Source organism: Clostridium intestinale DSM 6191, assembly GCF_900130055.1.
Lineage (GTDB): Bacteria > Bacillota > Clostridia > Clostridiales > Clostridiaceae > Clostridium_T > Clostridium_T intestinale.
Map to the genome: position 1 here is coordinate 187,544 of NZ_FQXU01000006.1, position 25,622 is coordinate 213,165.

Sequence of the window (25,622 nt, forward strand, 5' to 3'; positions counted from 1 at the left end):
ATAGGGAAAGAAAGAGGGGCTTTAGCTATGAAATATGTAGTAGATACGCACACACATACTATTGATTCAGGGCACGCTTATAGTACATGGTTAGAAAATATTAAGTGGGCATCTGAAAACGGAGTTAAGGTTTTAGCAACAACAGAACACGGACCAGCTATGCCTGGAGGACCACATATATTCTTTTTTAATAATCTTAAGGTTTTACCAAGAGAAATGTATGATGTAATTCACTTAAGAGGATGCGAAGCTAATATTGTAGACTTTGAAGGGAATATAGATATACCAATGGAAACACAAAATAAACTTGATTTAATAATTGCATCTTTACATGATGTTGTTATAGAATCTGGAACTGAAGAGCAGAATACGAATGCACTTTTAAATGTAATGGAAAACCCAAAGGTTGATATATTAGGTCATATAGGAAATCCCCAATTCCCAATATGTATAGAGAAAGTTATAAAAAAAGCAAAAGAAAAGAATAAAATAATAGAAGTAAATAATAGTTCATTTAGATCAAGGCCAGGAAGTGAAAAGAATTGTAAAAAAGTAATTGAGTTATGTAAAAAATATGAGGTTAATATAATAGTCAGTTCAGATGCCCATGTATGTACTCAAATAGGTAAATTTGATGTAGCCCATGAACTTTTACAAGAAATTTCTTTTCCAGAAGAGTTAATAATGAACACAAATAAAGATAAGATAATAAACTATTTAGTGAAGAAAAATAAGCTTAAAGACATATAGCTTGTTAAATTTAGGATTATTTATTATACTTATATATTAGAGTACTATTAATCAGAAGGGGTTTCAATATGAATCAGTACGGTTTTTTATTAAATAAGCTAGAGAAAATACTTGATAAAAATGACATAAAGATAAATGAGCCAATGAGTGAACATATATATTTTAAAGTTGGTGGACCAGTAGATTACTTGCTTAATCCAAAAAAGAAAGAGCAGGTTGTGGAAATTATAAATATTTGCAAAAATGAAAATATTCCATACTATATAATTGGTAATGGATCAAATCTTTTAGTTAAAGATGGTGGAATAAGAGGCGTTGTAATAAAACTTTGCGAGTTAGATAATATAGAAGTGAAAGAGAATACTATAATATCAGAATGCGGAGCTTTATTATCTAAGGTTTCAGAAGCTGCACTAGATAATTCTTTGACAGGATTTGAATTTGCTTGTGGTATCCCAGGAAGTATTGGCGGAGCTGTATATATGAACGCAGGAGCCTACGATGGAGAAATATCTCATGTTATAAAATGGGCCGAAATAATTGACGGAGATGGAAAACTAGTAAAGTTGTCAACGGATGAACTGAAATTAGGATATAGAACTTCGTATATTATGGAGAATGGTTTTGTTGTTATAAGCGCTTGTTTTGAATTAAGGTTTGGAGATAAAGAGTTAATTAAAAATAGAGTAGATGAATTAACTAGAAGAAGAGAAGAAAGACAACCGCTTGAGTATCCTTCAGCGGGAAGTACATTTAAAAGACCACCTGGATACTTTGCGGGTAAGCTTATACAAGATGCTGGTCTTAAAGGTTTCTCTTTAGGGGGAGCCGCTGTATCTGAAAAACATTCAGGTTTTGTAATTAACAAAGGAGACGCAACTGCTAAAGATATCTTAGATTTAATAGCTCATATTCAAGCAACAATAAAAGAAAAATTTGGGGTGGAGCTTAATACTGAAGTCAGGATAATTGGAGAAGAAAAAGATAATTAGATAAATAAGAACTCAGCTTTTAGGGCTGAGTTTTTTACTTAGTGGTATTTAAAATAATATTCATCATAATGGAGGGAGTAAGCACATAAATATTAATACAAAAATTAAGTATTTATGATATAATTTATTATAGATTTTTAGTAGAAAGGACGGTGAAATCCTGATTTTGCTTAAGGCAATATTGTCAGGGGAACTTATGAGATTTGTAATTGTTACTGGATTGTCAGGAGCGGGAAAAACGGAAGCCACAAGAAGCCTTGAGGATTTAGGATATTTTTGTGTTGATAACTTACCACCTAAATTAATACCTAAATTTGCAGAAGCGTGTATTCAAAGTGAAGGAAAGATAGATAAGGTTGCACTTGTTATAGATATTAGAGGGGGAGTTTTTTTTGATGACCTCTTTGAAAGCTTAATATATTTAAAAGATGGTGAATTTAAGTATGAGATATTATTTTTAGAAGCATCAGATGATATATTAGTAAAAAGATTTAAGGAATCAAGGAGAAGTCATCCATTAGCTCCAGATGGAAGAGTTATAACAGGAATAGAAAGTGAAAGAAAGAAATTAAGGGAAGTTAAGGATAGAGCAGATATAATTATAGACACATCAAAATATGCAATAAAAGATCTTAGGGAGAAAATAAATGAGAATTATGGAGATGGAAAGGTTATAGAAAAGCAATTATCTGTAACTGTATTATCCTTTGGTTTTAAATATGGAATACCTGTAGATGCTGATTTGGTATTTGATGTTAGATTTATTCCAAATCCTTTTTATATACCAGAACTCAAACCTTTTTCTGGAAATGAAAAACCTGTTAAAGACTATGTATTATCTCAAGAAGAGACTATAGGATTTGTTGAAAGGCTTGAAGATATGCTTAAATTCCTTATACCAAACTATACTAAAGAAGGAAAGAGACAATTGATTATTGCAATAGGTTGCACTGGAGGAAGACATAGATCTGTTGCAATTGCTAATGATATTTATGAAAGGTTAAGCAATGATTATACGGTTGGAATTGAGCATAGGGATGTGAATGAAGATACCTATAAGGGAGCTAGAAAGTTATGAGGTTCCTAGACTGGTTAAGACCTGGAATAAGGGTTAAAAGATGGATCTTATTTGGATTATTAGGAGTGCTTTTAGTAGCTTACGGTTTTACGGAACTTGCTTTACACAGTATGTATAGCATCATGTATAAAGTATTTTATGTATTTTTAATAATAACAGGGATTTTTGTTTTATACGTTTCAGTAACTGAAGTGATGAGGGGAATAATAGCACTTATAAATAAAGGATATATAAAGGTATCCTTAGATTCAGATAAAATGCAAAATCTTATATATGAAAAAAGATTATTAGTAAAAGGACCTAAAATAGTAGTAATTGGTGGGGGGACAGGTCTTTCCACAATGCTAAGAGGATTAAAGTATTATACTTCTAATATAACTGCTATAGTTACAGTTGCAGATGATGGTGGAGGATCTGGGGATTTAAGAGAAGATTTAGGTATTCTTCCTCCAGGAGATATAAGAAACTGTATATTAGCTTTGGCTGATACAGAGCCCTTGATGGAAGAACTACTTCAATATAGATTTAAAGATGGAAGGCTTAAGAATCAAAGCTTCGGTAATTTATTTTTAGCTGCAATGGATGGAATTTCAGATAATTTTGAGGATGCTGTTCAGAAGATGAGTTCGGTATTAGCAGTAACAGGGAAAGTTATACCTGTTACTTTGGAAAACATGAGATTGAAAGCATTTTATGAAAATGGTAATACAGTAGAGGGTGAATCTCAAATACCAGAAGAAGCTATTGCCCAAAAAACTAAAATTTCGAAGTTAATGATTATACCTGAAAATGCGGAGCCATTAAGGGAGGCATTAACAGCTATACGAGAAGCCGATGTAATAATTATGGGACCAGGAAGTTTATATACTTCTGTTTTGCCAAATTTATTAGTAAAAAAAATATCGACAACCATTAAGAGAAGTAGTGGTTTAAAAATGTATGTTTCTAATATAATGACTCAGCCAGGAGAAACAGATAATTTTAAAGTTTCAGATCATTTAAGAGTTTTGTATAAACATTGTGGGAAAGATATAGTCGATTATGTTATAGCAAATGTTCAAGAATTACCTAAAAATCTTATTGAAAAATATAGGGAAGAAGGTTCTCAAGAAGTAATAATTGATAAAGAGATTATAAATAAGATGGGAATAGAGATTATAGAAGCCAATTTAGTTAAATATAAAGATGGCTTCATTAGACATAATTCAGAGGAACTCGCAAAAGTAATAATGACTACAGTTATGGAGAAAGCTCTTCTTTATGATAAGAAGAAGATAATAGAGTATATGTATCTATCCCAAAGGTTAAAAGAAAGTAAATAATTATATATTAAAGGAAGTATAAAGGGAAGGGAGATCCTATGTCATCATTTTCATCTAAGGTTAAAGGAGAAATATGCAGATATACAGATATAACTAGGGAAGAGGCTTTAGCTGAATTATCAGCTATAATGAAGGTAAGTGGAACTTTAGCCTTTAGTGGTAGGCAGATTAGTTTTAAGATAACAACAGAAAACCCAGGTTCAGCAAGATTAATATTTACTCTTCTTAAAGAACACTTTAGTATTCACTCTAAACTTATGGTTAAAAAGAGTAGTTCTTTAAAAAAGAACAATATTTATATGGTTCTAGTTACAGAAGAAATGGGAGTAAAAGAACTACTTTATGAAACTGGTATATTTAAAGAAGTTGAAGGCATAATGTCTTTAAGCTATGGTATAGAAGAACAAATGGTTTCTAGTGATGAAAACGCTAGAGCATATATTAGAGGTGCATTACTTGGAGGAGGAAGTATATCTAATCCAGAAAAAGCATATCATCTAGAATTTGTGACTCATAGTGAAGAATATGCTAAAGATTTAAGTAAACTTGTTAATAGGTTTGGATTGAATTCTAAAATTATTCAGAGAAAAAACAGTTATATAGTTTATATTAAAGAAGGCGAACAGATAGTTGATCTTTTAAATATAGTAGGAGCTCATACTTGCCTATTAGAGCTAGAGAATATAAGGATAATGAAGGAAATGAGGAACAATGTAAATAGACTTGTAAATTGTGAGACTGCAAACTTAAGTAAAACTGTTAATGCTGCAGTAAGACAAGTTGAAAGTATAAGACTCATTCAAAAGGAAATAGGTCTTCAAAGATTACCTAAAAATTTAAGAGATATAGCAGAGCTTAGATTAAATTATCCGGATGAATCTTTAAAAGAGTTAGGAGAAATGCTAGATCCACCAGTAGGGAAATCAGGTGTAAATCACAGATTAAGAAAAATAGAAAAAATAGCAGAAGAGCTACGAGGGAAATAAGATAGTTAAACTTAGATTAAGTTATTGTTATGAATGTTAAAGATTCAGTTAAAGGTGTATTAATAATAATACACCTTTAATTATTTTATGTAAAATTGGTATTAAGATGGTTGTTTGGAGGAATAAAAACAATGATAAAGAAAAGTATTAGAAATCAGCTATTAATACCAATTGTATCTATGATAATTCTTTTAGTTTCAGTTTTATCTTATGTAGCTATAAGTGAATCTAAAAAACACATAACCAATAATTCAGAGAGATTTCTAATGGAATTAACAAATGAAAAAATAAATAATATCAATAATATTTTTAATGATAATTTAACAAGTATGTGGGGAATTGTTAATTCTCAAATCTTGAAGGATGGAAAAACTCCCTGGGAAACCTTAAAAAATTTACTTGATTCTCAAAAAAAATCAAGGGATCATATATCTATAGGAATTATAGATGAAAATGGGAGCATAAAATATAGTGATGACACAACTGGAATGCTTGAAGATAAAGAGTTATTAACTAGAGTGCTTAATGGAGAAGGGTTAGTAAAAAAAGTTGGGATTGATGGAGAGAATAATCCTATATTTTCTTATTTAGTTCCGATAGTAGTAGATGGTAGGATATCTAAAATACTAGTTGTAAATAGAATTGAGCCAGAGCTTAGCAGAATAGTTAAAGAGGAAGTCTCAGGATATGGGGCAGGGATTATACTAAATGAACAAGGAATTATACAGATACATACTAACAAAGAGTTTATAGGTAAAAAGTTAAGTGAGCTCGATGCTAATGTTGGATTAGCAGATATAGAACAAAAAATGATAAAAGGTGAGGTATCTTCAGGAGAATACAAACTCAACAATAAAGATAATATAATAACATATGGGAAAATAAAAGTAATTGGGTGGTCATTTGGTCAATACCTAGATAAACAGGGAATACAGCAGGAGGTTGATGAGTTGTCAAAGTATTTCTCTGCTTTAGGAGGCATAGTTGCGATTATTGGCGTATTGACAACATTAATAATAATAAACCTAATAACACGAAATTTAAAGAAAATAGACAATCATATGACTATACTTTCAACTGGGGACTTAACAAAAGGTGTAGAAGAGAATTTAAAGAAGAAAAAAGATGAGGTTGGAGACATAGCAAATGCTATTAATAAAACCCAGCAATATATTTCTGAAATAATTTCCTTAATAAAAATAAATTCAGATAGTATTGATATGAAGTCCGAAAATCTATCAAATATTTCAAGTAAGTTTGTGTATTCAACTGAAAACATAGCCCATGCAATAGAAGAAGTTGCAAGTGGAAGTGATACTCAAGCACAGGAATTAACCGATACAGTAGAAATAGTGAATAAGTTTGGACGAGAACTTGATAAAATAGTAGTACAATTTGAGGAGATAAATACTAGAGCGGTAGATATTGATGAAAAAGCTAAAAAGTCTAATAACTCTATGGAAATGGTTGTCCAAGGATTGTTAGAGCTTATAGTGACATTTAGTGAATTTAAAGAAAAAATAAATTTAATGGACAAAAATATTAAAAAAGTTAATGAGTTTACTTCAGTAATCAAATCCATATCAGAACAAACCAATCTTTTAGCTTTAAATGCTGCAATAGAGGCGGCGGCTGCTGGTGATGCAGGAAAAGGGTTTGGTGTAGTAGCTGATGAAGTTAGAACTCTAGCAGAAAAAAGTAAAATAGCTTCAAATAAAATCTTTGAAATAGCATCTGATTTATTGAAAGATACACGAAATATTTCCTCGACTAGTGAAAAGATGAATAACGAGATAGTGAAACAAAGAGAGACAATAGATACATCGATGACTTCTTTTAAAGAGATATCATCATCTATTGAAGAAATAACTCCTAGGATAAATAATGTAAGTAGGTACGTTGAAAGGTTGTCGTCTAATAAGGATGATATCGTCATAAAAAGTGAAAATGTGGCATCAATTTCCCAGGAAATATCTTCATTAGCACAAGAAATATCGGCTTCGATGGAGGAAATGAAAGAATCATCACTTGATGTTTCTGTAACATCTAAAGACTTAAAGGATATGACTGCAGTAATGAAAGAGAACGTAGAGATATTTAAAATAGAATAAGGTGTTTTTTGAAATAAGATCGCTTCAATATTGTGTAGTGGTCTTATTTTATTTATAACTTTGATGATTTACCTATTTTATTTAGGGCTATTTTTGTCTAAAATAGAAGATAGGGAAGGAAGTGATGGAGTGAGTGAAAAGAAGTTTTGTCATCTACATTTACATACAGAATACTCTTTGTTAGATGGTTCAGGTAAAATATCTAAAATAATAAAAAAAGCAAAAGAATTAGGGATGGAATCAATAGCAATAACTGATCATGGTGTAATGTATGGATGTGTCGATTTTTATAAAGAGGCGAAGAAAGCGGGTATAAAAGCTATATTAGGCTGTGAAGTTTATGTGGTGCCTAAATCTATGTACATAAAAAATAATGATAGTGAAAATGAAACCCATCATTTAGTTCTTTTGGCTAAAAATCAGCAAGGTTATGAAAATTTGATGAAGATTGTATCAAAGGGCTCAACGGATGGTTTTTACTATAAGCCAAGAATAGATCATGAATATTTGAGAAAACATAGCGAAGGTATAATAGGATTGAGTGCTTGTCTAGGAGGAGAAGTAAACTCAGCATTAAATAATGGTAATTATAATAAGGCAAAGAATATTGCCTTAGAATATAAGGATATATTTAAAGAAGGATTTTATCTAGAACTCCAATATCATGGATTAGAAGAGCAAAGAAAGGTTAATGCAGGTCTTATAGAAATTTCTAAAGAAACTGGAATACCTTTAGTTGCTACTAATGATACTCACTATATTGAGAAGAAGGACTATAAATCTCATGATATATTATTGTGTATTCAAACAGGAAAAACAGTAGAAGATGAAAAGAGGATGAGATATCCTTCTGATGAGTTTTATCTAAAGTCTCCAGAAGAGATGTGGGAATTATTTTCTTATGTTCCCGAGGCACTTGAGAATACAATTAAAATTGCTGAACAATGTAATTTTGATTATGAGTTTCATAAATCAAAGTTACCTAAGTTTCCACTACCAGAAGGTCAAGATCCTTATGAGTACTTAAGAGATGTATGTTTTATGGGATTATTAGAAAAGTATAATATAACCAATGAAAAATACTCTTATGAAAATATAGAGAAATATAAAATTATTAGTACTGAAGTAAAAGAACTTGTGGATAGATTAGAGTATGAACTTGGAGTAATAAACCAGATGGGTTATGTAGATTACTTCTTAATAGTTTGGGACTTTATAAGATTTTCAAATGAAAATAACATCCCAACAGGTCCTGGAAGAGGGTCTGCAGCAGGATCAATTGTAGCTTATACGTTAGGTATAACAAAAATAGACCCAATAAAATATAATCTTTTATTTGAACGTTTCTTAAATCCTGAAAGAGTAAGTATGCCTGATATAGATTCAGACTTTTGTTATGAAAGGCGACAAGAAGTTATTGACTATGTTGTAGATAAATATGGTGAAAGCAATGTTTCGCAGATAATAACCTTTGGAACAATGGCTCCAAGAGCCTGTATAAGGGACGTTGGAAGAGCTATGAATTATACTTATGCAGAGGTTGATAAAATAGCTAAAATGATTCCTACCATGTTAGGAATCACTATAGAAAAAGCATTGAATCTAAATCCAGAGCTAAAAAAACTATATGATGATGAAGATAGAGTAAGAAACTTAATAGATGTAAGTAGAGATTTAGAGGGATTGCCAAGGCATTCATCAACCCATGCGGCTGGTGTTGTAATTGCTTCAAGACCACTGGTAGAGTATGTTCCAGTACAGAAAAATGAAGATAATATTGTAACTCAATTTGATATGAATACCTTGGAGGAACTTGGTTTATTAAAAATGGATTTCTTAGGACTTAGAACATTAACAGTAATGAAGGATGCTGTTGATATGATAAGACAAAATAGAGGTATAGAGATCGATTTAGATGATATTAATACTAATGATAAAGAAGTCTATAAGATGTTAGGAGAGGGAAAAACTGTAGGTGTATTCCAATTGGAGTCAGCTGGAATGACTAGCTTCATGAAGGATTTAAAGCCGGATTCTTTAGAGGATATAATTGCGGGTATATCATTATATAGACCAGGCCCTATGGCAGAAATACCTAGATATATAGAAAGTAAAAAAAATCCAGATAAGGTTACATATATAACACCTGAATTAGAAAATATATTGGATGTTACTTATGGTGTTATGGTATATCAAGAACAGGTAATGCAGATAGTTAGAGACCTTGCAGGTTATTCTTTAGGGCGTTCAGATATGGTTAGAAGAGCTATGTCAAAGAAAAAGCACGAGGTAATGGAGCAGGAAAGACGAAACTTCATCTATGGAATAGTAGATGAAGAAGGAAATATCGAAGTTCCAGGTTGTGTAGGTAATGGTATTTCAGAAGAGGCTGGAAATAAAATATTTGATCAAATGATTGACTTTGCAAGTTACGCTTTTAATAAATCCCATGCAGCTGCTTATGCAATAGTAGGTTATCAAACTGCATTTTTAATGAGGTATTATCCTGTAGAATTTATAGCTGCAATGCTTAATTCAGTAATGGGAAATAATGATAAAGTAGCAGCCTATATAAACTCGGCAGAAAAATTAGGCATTAAACTTCTGTTACCTGATATCAATGAAAGTTATTCTAAGTTTACAGTTAAAGAAGATACTATAAGATTCGGATTAGCTGCAATAAAAAATGTAGGTTATAACGTTGTAGAATCAATAGTAAAAGCAAGAAATGAGAAGGGGAAATTCACATCCCTACAAGATTTTTGTAATAAGATGGATTTTTCATCTATAAATAAGAGGGCAGTTGAAAGCTTAATAAAATCAGGAGCTTTTGATAGTTTTAATGTATATAGATCAAGACTTTTAGCAGTTCATGAAAAAGTTATGGATTCAGTTGCTGGAGATAAGAGAAGGAATATAGATGGACAAATGAATTTATTTATTGATCTTAATGAAAAGGTATCTATACCAGAGGTTACATATCCGCAGATAAATGAATTTAAGAAAAATTATATTTTAACAATGGAAAAAGAGATGACTGGTTTATATTTAAGTGGGCATCCTTTAGATGATTATAAAGAAAGTATTAAATTACAAACTAGCACCACTATAGATAAAATAATGGCTACAAAGGAAGTTTTGGAAGAAGATATACATGACGTACTTACAGTTGGTATGAGTGGATATAAGGAAGATTCTATAGAAGATGGAACTAGAGTTGTAGTTGCAGGAATAATAAGTTATGTAAGTAGAAAAGTAACTAGGAACAATACTATGATGGCATTTGTTAAGATAGAGGATTTAACAGCATCTATGGAGGTTGTAGTATTCCCTAAAACTTTGGAGAAAGTAAATTCACTTATTAATATGGATAGCTTGGTTGTAGTAAGAGGAAGAGTAAGTATAAACGAAGAAGAATTACCTAAAATTCTGTGTGAAGATATAACTCCGTTAGAAAAAATAAACACAGAAAAAGTTTATATTCGCGTAGAGAATACTAGCAAGGCAAAAGAGATTAATAAGCTTCTTAAAGTTCTTTTGACCGAATACAAAGGTGATACACCAGTTAATATTTTTACTGAAAAAGAAAAACAAAACTTTAGATTATCTAGAGATTGTTGGGTAGATTTAGACAAGGGAGCTTTAGATTATCTAAGAAAGAAATTTGGAAATGATAATGTAAAATTAGTTGATTAAAAATGAGGGCTCTCAATTTTTTTGGGAGCTCCTTTTTTCATTATTTGTATTTGAAATAATTAAAGGTTTTTGATATAGTATATATGATGTAGATTTATAGAAAAAAATGTTGAAAGTTTTTAAATAGTTTATTAAATATTTAAATCTTATAAAAGCTTTGACAAAAAGTTAATAAATAATAATTAATAAGAGAAATGGGTATAATATAGTTAAATGAAATAGATTACATTATTTTTTGTAATAAAACCTAGTAAAAAGCTTGAAAATACCCGAAACTTTAAGTAAAATTAATTTGTCTTAATATATTTATAATTTTGAGAAAACTTCGAATAATAAGTAGTATTAAGTATGAAAATAGGATTAATACGTTTTTTTTAAAAGTGGTGGGTAAATTTTAGCATATGTGGGACTAGCTGTGTCCCTATAGTGTAGAGGAGGCATAATTAATGAAAAAAATAGCTATTTTAACAAGTGGTGGAGATGCACCAGGAATGAATGCTGCAATAAGAGCAGTTGTAAGAACCGCATTACATAATGGATTGGAAGTAATGGGTGTTGAAAGAGGATATGCTGGTTTAATTAGTGGAGAACTTCACCCAATGGACAGACGTTCAGTATCAGATATTATACAAAGAGGTGGAACAGTTTTAAGGACTGCAAGATGTAATGAATTTAAAACAGAAGAAGGCAGAGAAAAAGGCGCAAAAATACTTAAAGCTTATGGAGTAGACGCATTAGTTGTAATAGGTGGAGATGGATCTTTCACAGGAGCTAAACTTCTTTCTAAACTTGGAGTTAAAACTGTTGGACTTCCAGGAACTATAGATAATGACTTAGCTTATACTGACTACACAATAGGATTTGACACAGCTTTAAATACAGTGCTTGACGCTATAAATAAATTAAGAGACACTTCAACTTCTCATGAGAGAGTTTCTGTAGTAGAAATAATGGGAAGAAACTGTGGAGATTTAGCTTTATATGCAGGTCTTGCAGGTGGTGCAGAATCAATAGTAGTGCCAGAAAAAGGTTTTGACAAAGATGAATTATGCAAAACTATATTAGAAGGAAAAGTTAAAGGAAAAATGCACAATTTAATTTTAGTTGCTGAAGGAGTAGGTGGAGCTGAAGAATTAGCTTCATACATCGAAGAAGTAACTGGAATTGAAACAAGAGCTACTATTCTTGGACATATTCAAAGAGGTGGAAGTCCATCAGCTTCCGATAGAGTGCTTGCATCAAAATTAGGTCATAGAGCAGTGGAAGTTTTATTAGAAGGAAAAACTGCTAGAGTAATAGGAATAAGAAATAATCAAGTAATTGATGTGGATATAGATGAAGCGTTAGCTATAGAAAGAAAATTTGATGAAAAATTATATGATATAGCTACTGAAATATCATCATAAAATTAATTTAAAAGCAATAGCTTTTTAAATATATTTATTTTTAATTTATTTTATTTACGCATTTTGGAATTAAAAAATAAGGAGTGTTATCTATGAGAAAAACAAAAATAATATGTACAATTGGACCGGCTAGTGATAGCGATGAAATTTTATCAAAAATTATAGAAGCAGGAATGAATGCATCTAGACACAACTTTTCACATGGTGATCATGCAGAGCATGCAACAAGAATAAACAAAGTAAAAGAATTAGCTAAAAAATATAATAGAGAAATAGCAGTTCTTTTAGATACAAAAGGACCAGAAATAAGAACCGGAAAATTTGAACCAAGTAAGGTTGAATTAACTGTTGGAACAGATTTCACAATATATCCAGGTGGAGATGTTGTTGGAGATACTACAAAATGTTCTGTAACTTATACAGGTTTAGCTAAAGATGTTAAAGCTGGCGATACTATATTAATAGATGATGGTTTAGTTGGATTAGAAGTTAAATCAGTTGAAGAAGGTAAAGTAAACTGTGTTGTTAAAAATACAGGAATGGTTGGAACTCATAAAGGTGTTAATGTACCAGGAGTAGCAATTAAATTACCAGCTATGACTGAAAAAGATGAATCCGATCTTAAATTTGGTTGTGAAATAGGTGTTAACATGGTAGCTGCTTCATTTATAAGAAAAGCAGAAGATGTTATAGCTATTAGAAAAATATTAGAAGAAAATGGCGGAAGTCATATAGATATATATTCTAAGATAGAAAACCAAGAAGGTGTTGACAATATAGATGAAATCATAGCTGTTTCTGATGGAATAATGGTAGCTAGAGGGGATCTAGGAGTAGAAATTCCAATAGAAAAAGTTCCAGCTGTGCAAAAAATGATTATAGATAAATGTAATGCTGCTTGTAAACCAGTTATTACTGCTACTCAAATGTTAGATTCTATGATAAGAAACCCAAGACCAACTAGAGCAGAGGTTTCAGACGTAGCTAATGCTATATTAGATGGTACAGATGCTATAATGCTTTCAGGTGAATCTGCAAATGGAAGCTGGCCAGTAGAATCAGTTGAAACTATGGCTAAAATAGCTAAAGAAACTGAAAATCAATTAAGTTATGAATTAGCAGTATCTAGCGCTAAAAGACATATACCAGCAATTGGTGGAGTTATTTCAAGAGCTGCATGTAATGCTGCATATGAATTAAAAGCGAGTTCAATAATATCATCAACTCAATCAGGGGCAACTGCAAAGAGAATATCTCAATGTAGACCAGATTGTGCAATTATTGCAGTAACTCCAGACGAGAAAGTTGCAAAGAAATTAGCTTTAAGTTGGGGAGTATATCCAATAGTAGCTGAAAGAGTTAATTCAACAGATGAAATGATGGAAAAAACTGTTGATATAGCTAAAACAACTAAATATGTTAAGTCAGGTGATACAGTAGTAATAGTTGCTGGAGTTCCCGTTGAAAAAGTTGGAGCTACTAACATGATGAAAATAAGCATAGTAGAATAATACATAAAACTGTCTAAGATGATAAGTATCTTTAGACAGTTTTATTTTTTTTATGAATAAGTTAAGAATTTGTTTAGATTTACTTAAGGTGCTTTTAATCTTATGGGTTTATAATAAAATTAATATAAGAAATAACTTAGGGGGTATTTTTATTATGAATCTTGTAAAAAAGGTATTGATAGTAACTGCATCAACAGGACAAGGTCATAATTCAGTAGCAGATTCATTAAAAAAAGAGCTTGAAAAACAAAGCTACGAAGTTAAATGTATAGAACCTATAAAAGAGACTGGAGAAGTTTTAGATAAATTGGTATCAGGAGGATACGAAATTCTTGCAACTAAAGTACCTAGTTTATTTGGAATGTTATATAAAGCAAGCAATCACAAATTAACCAGTAATAGTATAGGTGGAATATTAGGGAAATCTATAAAGGATAGTACTTATGAAATTATAAAAGAATATAAACCTAATATAATAATATCTACTCATCCATTATTGGTTAAAGTTATAGCAAATCTAAAAAAAGAAAATAAAATTAATATTCCATTTATATCTATAGTTACCGATTATAAAGCTCATAGTACTTATGTGGACAAAAGTGTGGATGCCTATATAGTAGGAAGTGAATACACGAAAGAAAGTCTTATAGAAAAGGGAATAGATAAAGGAAGAATATATAGCTATGGAATTCCTGTAAAGAGAGATTTTATGAATTTCACTAATAGTATAAGTAGAGAAAAAGAATTTACTATATTACTAATGGGTGGGAGTATGGGACTAAAATCTATGAAAAAAGCTTTATTTGAGCTAATGAATTTAGATATTCCTTTAAAAATAATAACTGTATGTGGAAATAATGAAATTTTAAAAAGAGAACTTGAAGAGAACTATAAAACAGTACCAATAAGTAAAGAGTTAATAATTTTAGGGTTTACAACAAATGTATCTCAGTTAATGGATAGAGCAAGTTTGATTATAACAAAACCAGGTGGTTTAACTGTAACTGAGGCATTAGTTAAGAGGCTTCCAATTATAATACCTTATTACATACCAGGACAAGAAGAAGAGAATGTTAGATTTTTAGTTAATGAAAAGGCTGCTATATATGCAGAAGGAGATAATTTAAATAATATAATTAAAAGATTATTTAATGATCCTAAAGAACTAAAAAATATGGTAAATAATATAGATAAAATAGTTAAGGAGATTTCACTAGATAATACACTTAATTTAGTTACATCAATAATTGCAAGCTAGTTTCTTAAAAAAGGACTTTGCATTAGCATTTAAGAATTGCTGATGCGAAGTCCACTTTTTTAATTTATTATTTTACCAGTTTCAGTTATATCATATCCACCAAGACCTTGAAGCTCTAATTTAAACTCATCAGAATTTAAAATCTCCATTAAGATATCAAAATAAGGCATAGTAGAATTTTGTTTTTTTATAACTATTTCATAGCGTTCTTTTTTCATTGGTATAAATTCTATACCTTGAACTTGCAGGCTTGTTTTTTCAGTGCCTATTCCTAAGTCTGCATCACCACGAGAAATAGCGCTTGCAACGGCTAGATGAGATGTACATTCTTTAGCATATCCATTTATTTTTTCAGGATCAATATTATGTAAGCGTAGATGCTCATCTAATAATATCCTTGCACCGCTGCCTTTTTCTCTATTAACTATGGAGATGTTCTTTTTATCTAAATCTAACCAGGATTTAATATTTTTAGGATTTCCTTTATTAACATAGAATCCTATATTTCTGCAAGCTAAATGTACAGTTATGGTTGGTATTCCAGGAACTAATCTTTTTATATAAGGAATATTATAGCTATCAGTATCTCCATCCCAAAGATGAGTTGTTGCTATATGAACCTTATCTTGGTATAAGGAATACAAAGCATTGTATGATCCCATATAAGATCTAAGTATTTGAATGCCCTTGGGATGGTATTCAATATGTCTACACAAAATATCTAAAGCTACATCTTGACCACATAAAATAACTCCTGTATTTGGAATGGGAGGATTTATTTTAGCATTTTCAATATTTACACTACTTATTTCACTAAATATTGATTTTTTATTGTCTCTGGAATTGTTTTTATATTCTTCCACATCTATAAAATCTACTCTGAATTTTCTTCCAACTCGATAAGCTTTAAGTTCACCTCTTTTTATTAGTTCATACACAGTATTTTTTGCTATCTTTAAAATATCTGCTACCTCTTGAGGTGTTAAGGATTTATCTTGAGTCATAATTAAATCTCCTTTCGAATAAGGAATATAAGTAAATTATAGCATAGAAGAAATATTAATCAATTTTACGAATGAAATATAAAAAAAATAAAAAAAGTTTTATAATATCAAAAACATTTACATTGGCAGTATCATTATAATTCGTGAAATGATAATAGGTTTCAATTAGAATAATAGTAAAAAACTTCATTTTTCCTATTGTAAAGCAAAAAAATATATGATAATATTAAGAACATAAATTACAAGTAAACAAACTAATAAAAAATTATGTGTATAGTTGATAAAATTTCATTTAAATATGATATTTTTATGAAATTTAAATTATGTTTTATATTGGACAAAGAAGTCTGTTAACTAAGCGGGCAAAGAAGTCTAGAAATTTAGGTTATTTATGAATTATCTAAATTATGGACTTCTTTTTTTATTATCTAAAATTAAGTATAAATCTTATCTAAAACTCAGTTTTAGATAAGTTTATAATAAATATTCAGTTTGAAGGAGGAGTATAAAAATGAGACAAGTAGCTATTTATGGAAAAGGTGGAATAGGTAAATCTACAACAACACAAAACTTAACATCAGGGCTTGCTACAATGGACAAGAAGATAATGGTAGTAGGATGTGATCCTAAGGCTGACTCAACAAGATTATTACTAGGAGGATTAGCACAAAAAAGTGTTCTTGATACATTAAGAGAAGAAGGAGATGACGTAGATTTAGATTCAATCTTAAAGCCAGGATTTAGAGGTATAAAATGTGTTGAATCAGGCGGTCCAGAACCAGGAGTTGGATGTGCAGGAAGAGGTATAATAACTTCAATTAATATGCTAGAGCAATTAGGTGCTTACGAATCAGATTTAGATTATGTTTTCTATGATGTATTAGGTGACGTTGTATGTGGTGGATTTGCAATGCCAATACGTGAAGGAAAAGCACAAGAAATATATATAGTAGCATCAGGAGAAATGATGGCATTATATGCAGCTAACAATATAGCAAAAGGTATCCAAAAATATGCAAACACTGGTGGAGTTAGATTAGGTGGAATCATCTGTAACTCAAGAAAAGTTGCAAATGAATATGAATTATTAGATAACTTTGCTAAAGAATTAGGAAGTCAATTAATTCACTTTGTACCTAGAAGTCCAATGGTAACAAAAGCTGAAATAAACAAACAAACAGTAATAGAATTTGATTCAACTTGTGAACAAGCAGATGAATATAGAACATTAGCAAGTAAAGTTGATAATAACGATATGTTTGTAATTCCAAAACCAATGAGCCAAGATAGATTAGAAGAAATATTAATGCAATATGGATTAATGGATCTATAAGAAAATAATAAAGAACATATGTGAATAAGAGGAGAGAATTGTTATGTTAATGGTTCGTGCTATTATAAGACCTGAAAAAGTAGGAACAGTACTATCAGAACTTTTATCAGCTGGATTTCCAGAAGTGACTAAAATGGATGTATTTGGACGTGGAAAGCAAAAAGGAATTAAAGTTGGAGATATATATTATGATGAATTACCAAAAGAAATGATCCTAGTAGTAGTAAAAAATGAAGAAGATAAAGATGATGTTATAAGAATAATAATGAGAACTGCAAGAACAGGAATAAAAGGAGCTTTTGGTGATGGGAAAATATTTGTGTCTCCAGTAGAAACGGCGTATACCATAAGTAGTGGAAAAGAAGTCTTATAAAAGTTGAGGTGCTATAAATGAAAGAAATAATAGGAATTATTCGTTCGAATAAAGTAAATATAACAAAAGAATCTCTCGCAGAGGCTGGATTCCCCTCATTTACTTGTAGAAAAGTTTTAGGGAGAGGGAAAAAATCATTAAATATGGCTTTAATTGAAGATTTAGTTCTTGATGAAAACATACCTGCCTCACCTGTAGCTGAAAATATATCAGAGCTTGGAAGACTTATACCTAAAAGATTATTCACATTAGTAGTTAAAGATGAAGATGTAAAAAAAATTATAGATATAATTATAAAGGTTAACTCCACAGGAAATCCGGGAGATGGAAAAATATTTGTTTTACCAGTTAATGAAGTATATAGAGTAAGAGACAATAAGTCTGGAGAAATAGTTATATAAAAGTAAATTTGGAGGTGAATTTAATGAGTACTATAGATAAAGTTTTGGATGGTTATAGTGCCAAAGTATTTAAAAATAGAAAAGCTCATATAGGAGAAATATCTGAAGAAGCACCAGAGTTAACTTCGAATGTAAGAACAATACCAGGAATAATGACAAACAGAGGATGTTGTTATGCAGGTTGTAAAGGGGTTGTACTTGGACCTTTAAAAGATGTTGCAGTAATTACACATGGTCCAATAGGTTGTGGTTTCTATACATGGGGAACAAGAAGGCATAAAGGAAAAAGTGATGAAAACACACAAAACTTTTTAGAATATTGTTTCTCTACAGATATGCAAGAAGGCGATATAGTATTTGGAGGAGAAAAGAAACTTAAACAAGCTATCAAAGAAGTAGTTGAGTTATTTAGCCCAAAATCAATAATGATTTGTTCTACTTGTCCAGTTGGATTAATTGGAGATGATATTCATGCAGTAGCAAAAGAGGCTGAAGCATTATATGGAATTAAAGTTCTAGCATTTTCTTGTGAAGGATATAAAGGGGTATCTCAATCAGCAGGTCACCACATAGCTAACAATGGTCTTATGAAAAATGTTATAGGAACAGGAAGTTATGTACCTAAAAAATTCTCCATAAACTTATTAGGTGAATATAATATCGGTGGAGATGGTTGGGAAATCAGCAGAGTATTAAAGAAAATCGGTTATGATATTGTATCAGTAATGACTGGTGATGGAAGTTACGAAGAACTTAAAAGTGCACACACAGCAGATTTAAATATAATCCAATGTCATAGATCAATAAATTATATTGGTGAAATGATGAAAACTAAATATGGTACTGACTGGCTAAAAGTTAATTTTGTAGGTGTTGATGGTACTATAGAATCATTAAGATCAATTGCTAAGTATTTTGGAGATGAAGATCTTATAGAAAGAACAGAAGAAATAATTGCAGAAGAACTTCAAGATATCGAAGAATACATGGAATTATACAAAAATAAATTAACTGGAAAAACAGCAGCATTATTTGTTGGAGGATCTAGATCTCACCATTATCAAAACCTATTAGAAAGTTTAGGTATGAAGACTTTATTGGCAGGTTATGAATTTGCTCATAGAGATGACTACGAAGGAAGCGAAGTAGTACCATTTATGAAAGTTGATGCAGATTCTAAAAATATAGAAGAATTAAAATTAGAAAAAGATCCAGAAAAATTCAGATTAGTTATTCCAGAAGAAAGATATGCTCAATTAAAAGATGAAATAGCATTAAACTACTACGGTGGTATGGAAAAAAGCATGGATAAGGGAGCAATAGTTGTTGATGATTTAAATCATTATGAAACAGAAGAGTTCTTAAAGTTATTAAAGCCAGACATATTCTTCTCAGGAATAAAGGATAAATTTGTAGCTCAAAAAGGTGGAGTTTTATCAAGACAATTACACTCATATGACTATAGTGGACCATATGCAGGATTTAAAGGAGCTGTAAACTTTGCAAGGGACGTTACTATGGGAATATATACTCCAGCTTGGAACTATACAGTAGCTCCTTGGAAAAAGGAACCTATATTAGAAGGAACATTAGGAGGTGTGGTATAATGTTAGATTTAACACCAAAAGAAGTAAAAGAGAGAAAAGCCCTAAAAATAAATCCAGCTAAAACTTGTCAGCCAGTTGGCGCAATGTACGCAGCATTAGGTGTTCATAAATGCATGCCACACAGCCATGGATCTCAAGGATGTTGTTCATTCCATAGAATGTACTTAACAAGACATTTTAAGGAACCAGCTATAGCTTCAACATCATCATTTACTGAAGGATCATCAGTATTTGGTGGAGGAAGCAATCTTAGAACTGCTGCTAAAAATTTATTTGAAATATATGATCCAGAAATAATTGCAGTTCATACTACTTGTTTATCAGAGACAATAGGTGATGACTTAAACTCAATTATAACTTCAATTAATATTCCAGAAGGAAAATACATGGTTCATACCAATACACCAAGTTATGTAGGATCACATGTAACAGGATTTTCTAATATGGTTTCAGGATTTATCAAATATCTTGCAACCTCAACTGGAACTTCCAATGGAAAATTAAATGTAATTCCTGGTTTCACAAATCCAGGAGATATGAGAGAAATGAAACGTCTTATGAAAGACTTTGGAATAGACTTCACAATGCTTCCAGATACAAGCGGAGTTTTAGATGCTCCTATGACTGGAACATATGAAATGTATCCTAAAGGCGGTACTAAGATAGAAGATATAAAGGCAATGGGAGACAGTGAATTAACACTTGCTCTAGGAAGTTTTGCTTCTGAGTTAGGAGCTACAGATTTAGAGAAGAAATGTAATGTACCATATAAAACATTACTTTTACCAATAGGAATTGGAGCTACAGATGATTTTATAATGGAATTATCTAAGTTCTCTAAAGGAGAAGTTTCAGAAGATTTAGAAGATGAAAGAGGACAACTAGTTGATACAGTAGTTGATTCACATCAATATGTATATGGTAAAAAAGTTGCTATATATGGAGATCCTGATACTGTACTTGGACTAACTAAGTTTGTATTAGAATTAGGAATGATTCCTAAATACGTTATAACAGGTACTCCAGGAATAGCTTTTGAAAAGTCTGCTAAAGCTCTATTTGAAGAGTTTGGAGTAGAAGGATGTGTAGCAAAAGCTGCTAGCGATCTTTTTGAATTACATCAATGGATTAAAAATGAAGGTGTAGATTTATTAATAGGTGGAACTCATGGAAAATACATAGCAAGAGCTGAGGATATTCCATTCGTAAGAGCAGGGTTCCCAATTATTGATAGATATGTTCATTCATATATGCCAATAGTAGGATATAGAGGAGCTATGAGAGTTCTAGAATTAATTCTTACTGCATTAATGGATAGAATAGATAGAGATTGTGAAGATGAAGATTTTGAAATGGTAATGTAATTTATTTTTTAAAAAGGATTTTCAAGGGAGGAAATCTTCCCTTGGAAGTCCTTTTTTACTTTATAAGGAAGGTGATTTATTATGGAAGCAAAACCAGTAGCAGAAATTTTAGATGAAAGAAAAGATTTTATTTTTTGTAAAGAAGGCGATCATGGTAACTCTATGAAGTGTGATAGTGAAAGTGTGTCTGGATCTGTTAGCCAAAGATCATGTGTATATTGTGGTGCTAGAGTTGTACTTAATCCCATAACGGATGCTTTCCATATAGTTCACGGACCTATAGGATGTGCTAGTTATACATGGGATATAAGAGGAAGTTTATCTAGTGGAGAAGAACTATATCGTAATAGTTTTTCAACAGACTTAAAAGAAAAGGATGTAATCTTTGGAGGAGAGAAAAAATTAGCTGGTGCAATAGAAGGAATCATGAAAAATCATTCACCTAAAACAATATTTGTTTATGCAACTTGTATAGTTGGAGTTATAGGAGATGATGTTGAAGCAGTATGTAAACAAGCTGAACAGAAATATGGAATTCCAGTTATACCAGTAATGTCTCCAGGATTTGCAGGACATAAATCCATGGGATATAAGACAGCATGCAATGCTCTTATGAATTTAATAGGAAGAACTAAGTCCCCTAAGATTAAAGGAGTAAATATATTAGGAGACTTTAATTTATCAGGTGAAATGTGGATAATTAAAAACTATCTTAATAATTTGGGGATAAATGTTGTTTCACAAATAACAGGTGATGCAAAGTGTGAGGAGCTTCAAAAAGCAGATGGCGCTAGTTTAAATATAGTTCAATGTGCAGGTTCCATGACATATCTTGCAAAAAGAATGGAAAAAGAAATGGGAGTACCATTTATAAAGGTAAGTTTCATGGGAATAGAAGATACAATGATTTCTCTTATAAATGTAGCTAATGCTTTGGGAGATAAAGAAATAATAAAAAGAACGCTAGCATTTGTAGAAAAAGAGAGAGCTAATTTAGGAAATGTACTAGAGAAGTATAGAAAAAACCTTGAGGGGAAAAAAGCAGCAATATATGTTGGTGGGGGATTTAAAGCAATATCATTAATAAAGCAGTTTGAAGAATTGGGTATGGAAACTGTAGTGGTTGGAACGCAAACTGGGAAAAAAGATGATTATGAAGTTATAGGTAACTTGGCAAAACCAGGAACAGTTATATTAGATGATGCAAACCCTTATGAACTTGAAAAGTTTATGAATGAAAAGGGAGCAGATGTTTTAGTTGGTGGTGTTAAAGAAAGACCTCTAGCATATAAGCTTGGTATAGCTTTTTGTGATCATAATCATGAGAGAAAACATCCTTTAGCAGGATTTGAAGGAGCTGTTAATTTTGCTAAAGAAATAAACTTAACAATAAATAGTCCAGTTTGGAAATATACAAAAGTAGGGGTGTGATAGTATGGGAGAACAATACGTAAACTTGACAGTTAATCCTTGTAATATGTGTATGCCTATGGGAGTAGTAAGTGCTTTTTATGGAATAAAAGGAGCAATGACAATCCTACATGGGTCCCAAGGATGCAGTACATATATTAGAAGGCACATGGCAACACATTATAATGAACCTATAGATATAGCTTCATCTTCATTAACAGAGCAAGGAACAGTTTATGGTGGAGAAAAAAACTTAATGAAAGGGCTAGAGAACCTAATTAAGTTATATAATCCTGAGGTAATAGCAGTAGCCACAACTTGTTTAGCTGAAACTATAGGTGAAGATGTTTCCCGTCTATCAAAAATATTTCATGAAAAACACCCAGATGAAAAAGTGAAATTAATACCAGTTCCATCTCCAGGTTATGGTGGAAGCCAATACGAGGGATATCTAAAAGCATTAAGATGTATAGTGGAAAATACAGAAATGGAAGAAGAGAAGAATAACAAAATAAATGTAGTTACAGGATATATAAGTCCAGCGGATGTAAGGGAATTAAAAGAGATTTTGGATAGCTTTGATATTGACTATATATTACTTCCAGATATATCTGAGAATCTAGATTCCCCAAGAACTGAGAAATACAACAGGCTATCAGTAGCAGGAACAGATATAAAAGATATATCAAAAATGGGGGGAGCTAGAGCAACAATTGAAATAAGCAGCTTTGTTAAAGATGATTATTCAGCTGGAAAATATCTTGAAGATAAATTTGGCATAAAAAACTATAGATGCAATGTGCCTAGAGGGTTAAGAGATACAGATGAGTTTTTAAAACTATTAAGTGAAATAACTGATAAACCAGTACCAGAGAGATATAAAGCTCAAAGAGGAAGATATATTGATGCTATGATAGATTCTCATAAATATAATGCCGAGGCTAGGGTAGTTATATATGGAGAACCGGATTTTGTTTACTCTACAGCAAGGCTGTGTGTTGAAAATGGTGCTATGCCAGTATTACTTGCTACAGGAACCTCTTGTAAAGAAATGAAGATATTAATAGAAGATGAATTAAATGAAGTGGCTGAGAGATTGTTTATAGATGAATATAAAATACTAGATAATACGGATTTTAAAGATATAGAAAAATATGCACTTGATCTTGGAGCAAATCTTATGATTGGAAGTTCCGATGGAAGAAGAATAGAAGAGAAGCAAGGGATTCCTTTAATAAGAGCTTCTTTCCCTATACATGATAGGATAGGTGGTCAAAGAATATTGAGTATAGGATATGTTGGTTCTTTAAACCTGATTGATGAAGTAACAAATAAAATATTAGAAGTTAAAGAAGGAAAATATAGAAAAAGTATTTATACTCAATTCTATAAAGAGGAGGGAAAGAAAGTGGAAGAAGTATCAAATGTAACAATAGAACCTAAATCAATTGATGAAAAAACTAAAACTCACCCTTGTTTTAGCTGTGGATCGGCTCATAAATATGCAAGGATACATCTGCCTATAGCACCTAAGTGTAACATTAGTTGCAACTATTGTTTAAGAAAATATGATTGTCCAAACGAAAGCCGCCCAGGAGTAACAACAGAAGTATTATCAGCACAACAAGCATTTGAAAAATATAAATTTGTAAAAGAAAAAATGCCTAACTTAACTGTTGTTGGAATAGCAGGGCCAGGAGACTCCTTAGCAAACTTTGAAGAAACTAAAAAAACTCTTAAGTTAATAAAAGAATTTGATAAAGATGTTACATTCTGCTTATCAACTAATGGTTTGATGTTACCCTTTTATGCAAATGATCTAGTTGAACTAGGAGTTAGTCATGTGACTATAACTATGAATGCTGTAGATCCTAAAATAGGCGCAAAGGTATATAAATTTGTTGACTATTTTGGAACTAAGTATATTGGGGAAGAAGGCGCATCAATTCTTCTAAATAATCAGTTGCAAGGGCTTAGATTCTTAACAAGCAAAGGGATAGTCTGCAAGATTAATATCGTAATGCTTAAGGGGATCAATGATGAACATATAGAGGAAGTTGTAAAAACAGTAAAAGAATATGGAGCAACTATTACAAATATAATGCAGCTTATACCAGTTAAGGGAAGCGTATTTCAAGATATGCCTTTAGTTAGTAATAAAGAACTAATGGATTTAAGAAAGACATGTGGAGAGCATATAGAGCAAATGTATCATTGCAAACAATGTAGAGCAGATGCTATAGGAACATTGGAAAATGATGAATCTATTAAATTTAGGAATTTTTCATCAAAAGATGGAGTAAAAGAGGAAGAATCAGCATTAAGATTTGCAGTAGCATCAAAAAGTGGAATGTTAGTAGATAAGCATTTTGGGCATGTTACCGAATTTTATATATATGACTACAAAGAAGGGATTGTTTCTTTAGTTGAAAGAAGATCAGTAGAAAAATACTGCCAAGGATCAGAAGAGTGCGACGAGAGAGATGATAAAATATCAAAAATACTTAGATCAATTGAGGATTGTTCAGGAGTTTTAACATTGAGAATTGGTGATGCACCAGCCAATAGGTTAAAGGATAAGGGAATAAAGGTTTTTGTTACCTATGAAAGAATAGAAAAGGCCATAAAGGTTGCGGCTGAAGAAATTATAAAAAATAAAGAGGATAATAAACTAGTTTATATTAAGGAGGAAGAAATAATATGATAAGCCCAAAACATCATATATTTGTGTGTGCAAGTTGTAGAATCAATGGAACTCAAAAGGGGTTTTGCCATTCAAAGGATTCTGTAAATATACTTCAAAGATTTATAGAAGAAGTTGACGATAGAGATTTATCAGGAGAAGTTATGATAACTAACACAGGTTGTTTTTCAATCTGTGATAAGGGTCCTATAGTTGTGGTATATCCAGAAGGAACTTGGTATGGATCTGTAACACCTGACGATGTAGAAGAAATTATGGATAGTCACATAGAAGGTGGAGAAAAAGTAGAAAGATTACTTATATAGTATAAACTTTA

Annotated in this window: 19 protein-coding genes; 18 read left to right on the plus strand and 1 reads right to left on the minus strand. The window is 31.2% G+C overall.

Annotation, left to right across the window (positions count from 1 at the left end; genetic code table 11):
• The first annotated feature begins 27 nt into the window (after nt 1-27).
• The 10 genes from BUA92_RS10125 (at nt 28) to BUA92_RS10170 (ending at nt 15,110) form a co-directional block, all read left to right on the plus strand.
• Nucleotides 28-750, plus strand: a complete 723-nt coding sequence (locus BUA92_RS10125) for a phosphatase (protein ID WP_073019199.1) — start codon at nt 28-30, stop codon at nt 748-750.
• A 68-nt stretch (nt 751-818) separates the two neighbouring features.
• Complete coding sequence (gene murB / locus BUA92_RS10130; protein ID WP_073019201.1) at nt 819-1,742, plus strand: UDP-N-acetylmuramate dehydrogenase; 924 nt, start codon at nt 819-821, stop codon at nt 1,740-1,742.
• A 196-nt stretch (nt 1,743-1,938) separates the two neighbouring features.
• The gene (gene rapZ, locus BUA92_RS10135) at nt 1,939-2,820 is read left to right on the plus strand and encodes an RNase adapter RapZ (protein WP_073019203.1); all 882 of its coding nucleotides are present in this window, start codon (nt 1,939-1,941) and stop codon (nt 2,818-2,820) included.
• Nucleotides 2,817-4,142: a gluconeogenesis factor YvcK family protein gene (locus BUA92_RS10140; protein WP_073019206.1), complete on the plus strand. Its 1,326-nt coding sequence runs from the start codon at nt 2,817-2,819 to the stop codon at nt 4,140-4,142. The genes rapZ and BUA92_RS10140 overlap by 4 nt, the downstream gene beginning before the upstream one ends.
• Before the next feature lie 38 nt (nt 4,143-4,180).
• On the plus strand, nt 4,181-5,128 hold the full coding sequence (gene whiA, locus BUA92_RS10145) for a DNA-binding protein WhiA (protein ID WP_073019208.1): 948 nt from the start codon (nt 4,181-4,183) through the stop codon (nt 5,126-5,128).
• A gap of 131 nt (nt 5,129-5,259) precedes the next feature.
• Nucleotides 5,260-7,239 (plus strand): methyl-accepting chemotaxis protein, encoded by a 1,980-nt coding sequence (locus BUA92_RS10150; RefSeq protein ID WP_073019210.1) that lies wholly within the window; start codon nt 5,260-5,262, stop codon nt 7,237-7,239.
• A 129-nt stretch (nt 7,240-7,368) separates the two neighbouring features.
• The gene (locus BUA92_RS10155) at nt 7,369-10,935 is read left to right on the plus strand and encodes a DNA polymerase III subunit alpha (RefSeq protein ID WP_073019479.1); all 3,567 of its coding nucleotides are present in this window, start codon (nt 7,369-7,371) and stop codon (nt 10,933-10,935) included.
• Nucleotides 10,936-11,381: 446 nt separating this feature from the next.
• A complete protein-coding gene (gene pfkA / locus BUA92_RS10160; RefSeq protein ID WP_073019212.1) occupies nt 11,382-12,341 on the plus strand; it encodes a 6-phosphofructokinase in 960 nt (319 codons plus the stop codon).
• 92 nt (nt 12,342-12,433) lie between these two features.
• Complete coding sequence (gene pyk, locus BUA92_RS10165; RefSeq protein ID WP_073019214.1) at nt 12,434-13,852, plus strand: pyruvate kinase; 1,419 nt, start codon at nt 12,434-12,436, stop codon at nt 13,850-13,852.
• Nucleotides 13,853-14,006: 154 nt separating this feature from the next.
• The gene (locus BUA92_RS10170; RefSeq protein WP_073019216.1) at nt 14,007-15,110 is read left to right on the plus strand and encodes an MGDG synthase family glycosyltransferase; all 1,104 of its coding nucleotides are present in this window, start codon (nt 14,007-14,009) and stop codon (nt 15,108-15,110) included.
• Nucleotides 15,111-15,169: 59 nt separating this feature from the next.
• On the opposite strand, the gene BUA92_RS10175 is transcribed toward BUA92_RS10170, so the two are convergent.
• Nucleotides 15,170-16,114, minus strand: coding sequence for a substrate-binding domain-containing protein (locus BUA92_RS10175; protein WP_073019218.1), 945 nt, complete (start codon nt 16,112-16,114; stop codon nt 15,170-15,172).
• A 511-nt stretch (nt 16,115-16,625) separates the two neighbouring features.
• On the opposite strand from BUA92_RS10175, the gene nifH reads away from it, so the two are divergent.
• The 8 genes from nifH (at nt 16,626) to BUA92_RS10215 (ending at nt 25,611) form a co-directional block, all read left to right on the plus strand.
• Nucleotides 16,626-17,447 carry a nitrogenase iron protein gene (gene nifH, locus BUA92_RS10180; protein ID WP_021803510.1) on the plus strand — a complete coding sequence of 274 codons (822 nt, stop codon included), beginning with the start codon at nt 16,626-16,628 and terminating at the stop codon, nt 17,445-17,447.
• A gap of 43 nt (nt 17,448-17,490) precedes the next feature.
• Nucleotides 17,491-17,820 carry a P-II family nitrogen regulator gene (locus BUA92_RS10185; protein WP_021803509.1) on the plus strand — a complete coding sequence of 110 codons (330 nt, stop codon included), beginning with the start codon at nt 17,491-17,493 and terminating at the stop codon, nt 17,818-17,820.
• A gap of 17 nt (nt 17,821-17,837) precedes the next feature.
• The gene (locus tag BUA92_RS10190) at nt 17,838-18,221 is read left to right on the plus strand and encodes a P-II family nitrogen regulator (RefSeq protein ID WP_021803508.1); all 384 of its coding nucleotides are present in this window, start codon (nt 17,838-17,840) and stop codon (nt 18,219-18,221) included.
• 23 nt (nt 18,222-18,244) lie between these two features.
• Nucleotides 18,245-19,828 carry a nitrogenase molybdenum-iron protein alpha chain gene (gene nifD, locus BUA92_RS10195; protein ID WP_073019220.1) on the plus strand — a complete coding sequence of 528 codons (1,584 nt, stop codon included), beginning with the start codon at nt 18,245-18,247 and terminating at the stop codon, nt 19,826-19,828.
• Nucleotides 19,828-21,192 (plus strand): nitrogenase molybdenum-iron protein subunit beta, encoded by a 1,365-nt coding sequence (nifK, locus tag BUA92_RS10200; RefSeq protein ID WP_073019223.1) that lies wholly within the window; start codon nt 19,828-19,830, stop codon nt 21,190-21,192. Before nifD ends, nifK begins: the two co-directional genes overlap by 1 nt.
• Before the next feature lie 81 nt (nt 21,193-21,273).
• Nucleotides 21,274-22,623 (plus strand): nitrogenase iron-molybdenum cofactor biosynthesis protein NifE, encoded by a 1,350-nt coding sequence (gene nifE / locus BUA92_RS10205; protein ID WP_073019225.1) that lies wholly within the window; start codon nt 21,274-21,276, stop codon nt 22,621-22,623.
• Nucleotides 22,624-22,627: 4 nt separating this feature from the next.
• Nucleotides 22,628-25,306 carry a nitrogenase cofactor biosynthesis protein NifB gene (nifB, locus tag BUA92_RS10210; RefSeq protein WP_073019226.1) on the plus strand — a complete coding sequence of 893 codons (2,679 nt, stop codon included), beginning with the start codon at nt 22,628-22,630 and terminating at the stop codon, nt 25,304-25,306.
• On the plus strand, nt 25,303-25,611 hold the full coding sequence (locus BUA92_RS10215; RefSeq protein ID WP_021803504.1) for a 2Fe-2S ferredoxin: 309 nt from the start codon (nt 25,303-25,305) through the stop codon (nt 25,609-25,611). Before nifB ends, BUA92_RS10215 begins: the two co-directional genes overlap by 4 nt.
• Nucleotides 25,612-25,622: the final 11 nt, after the last annotated feature.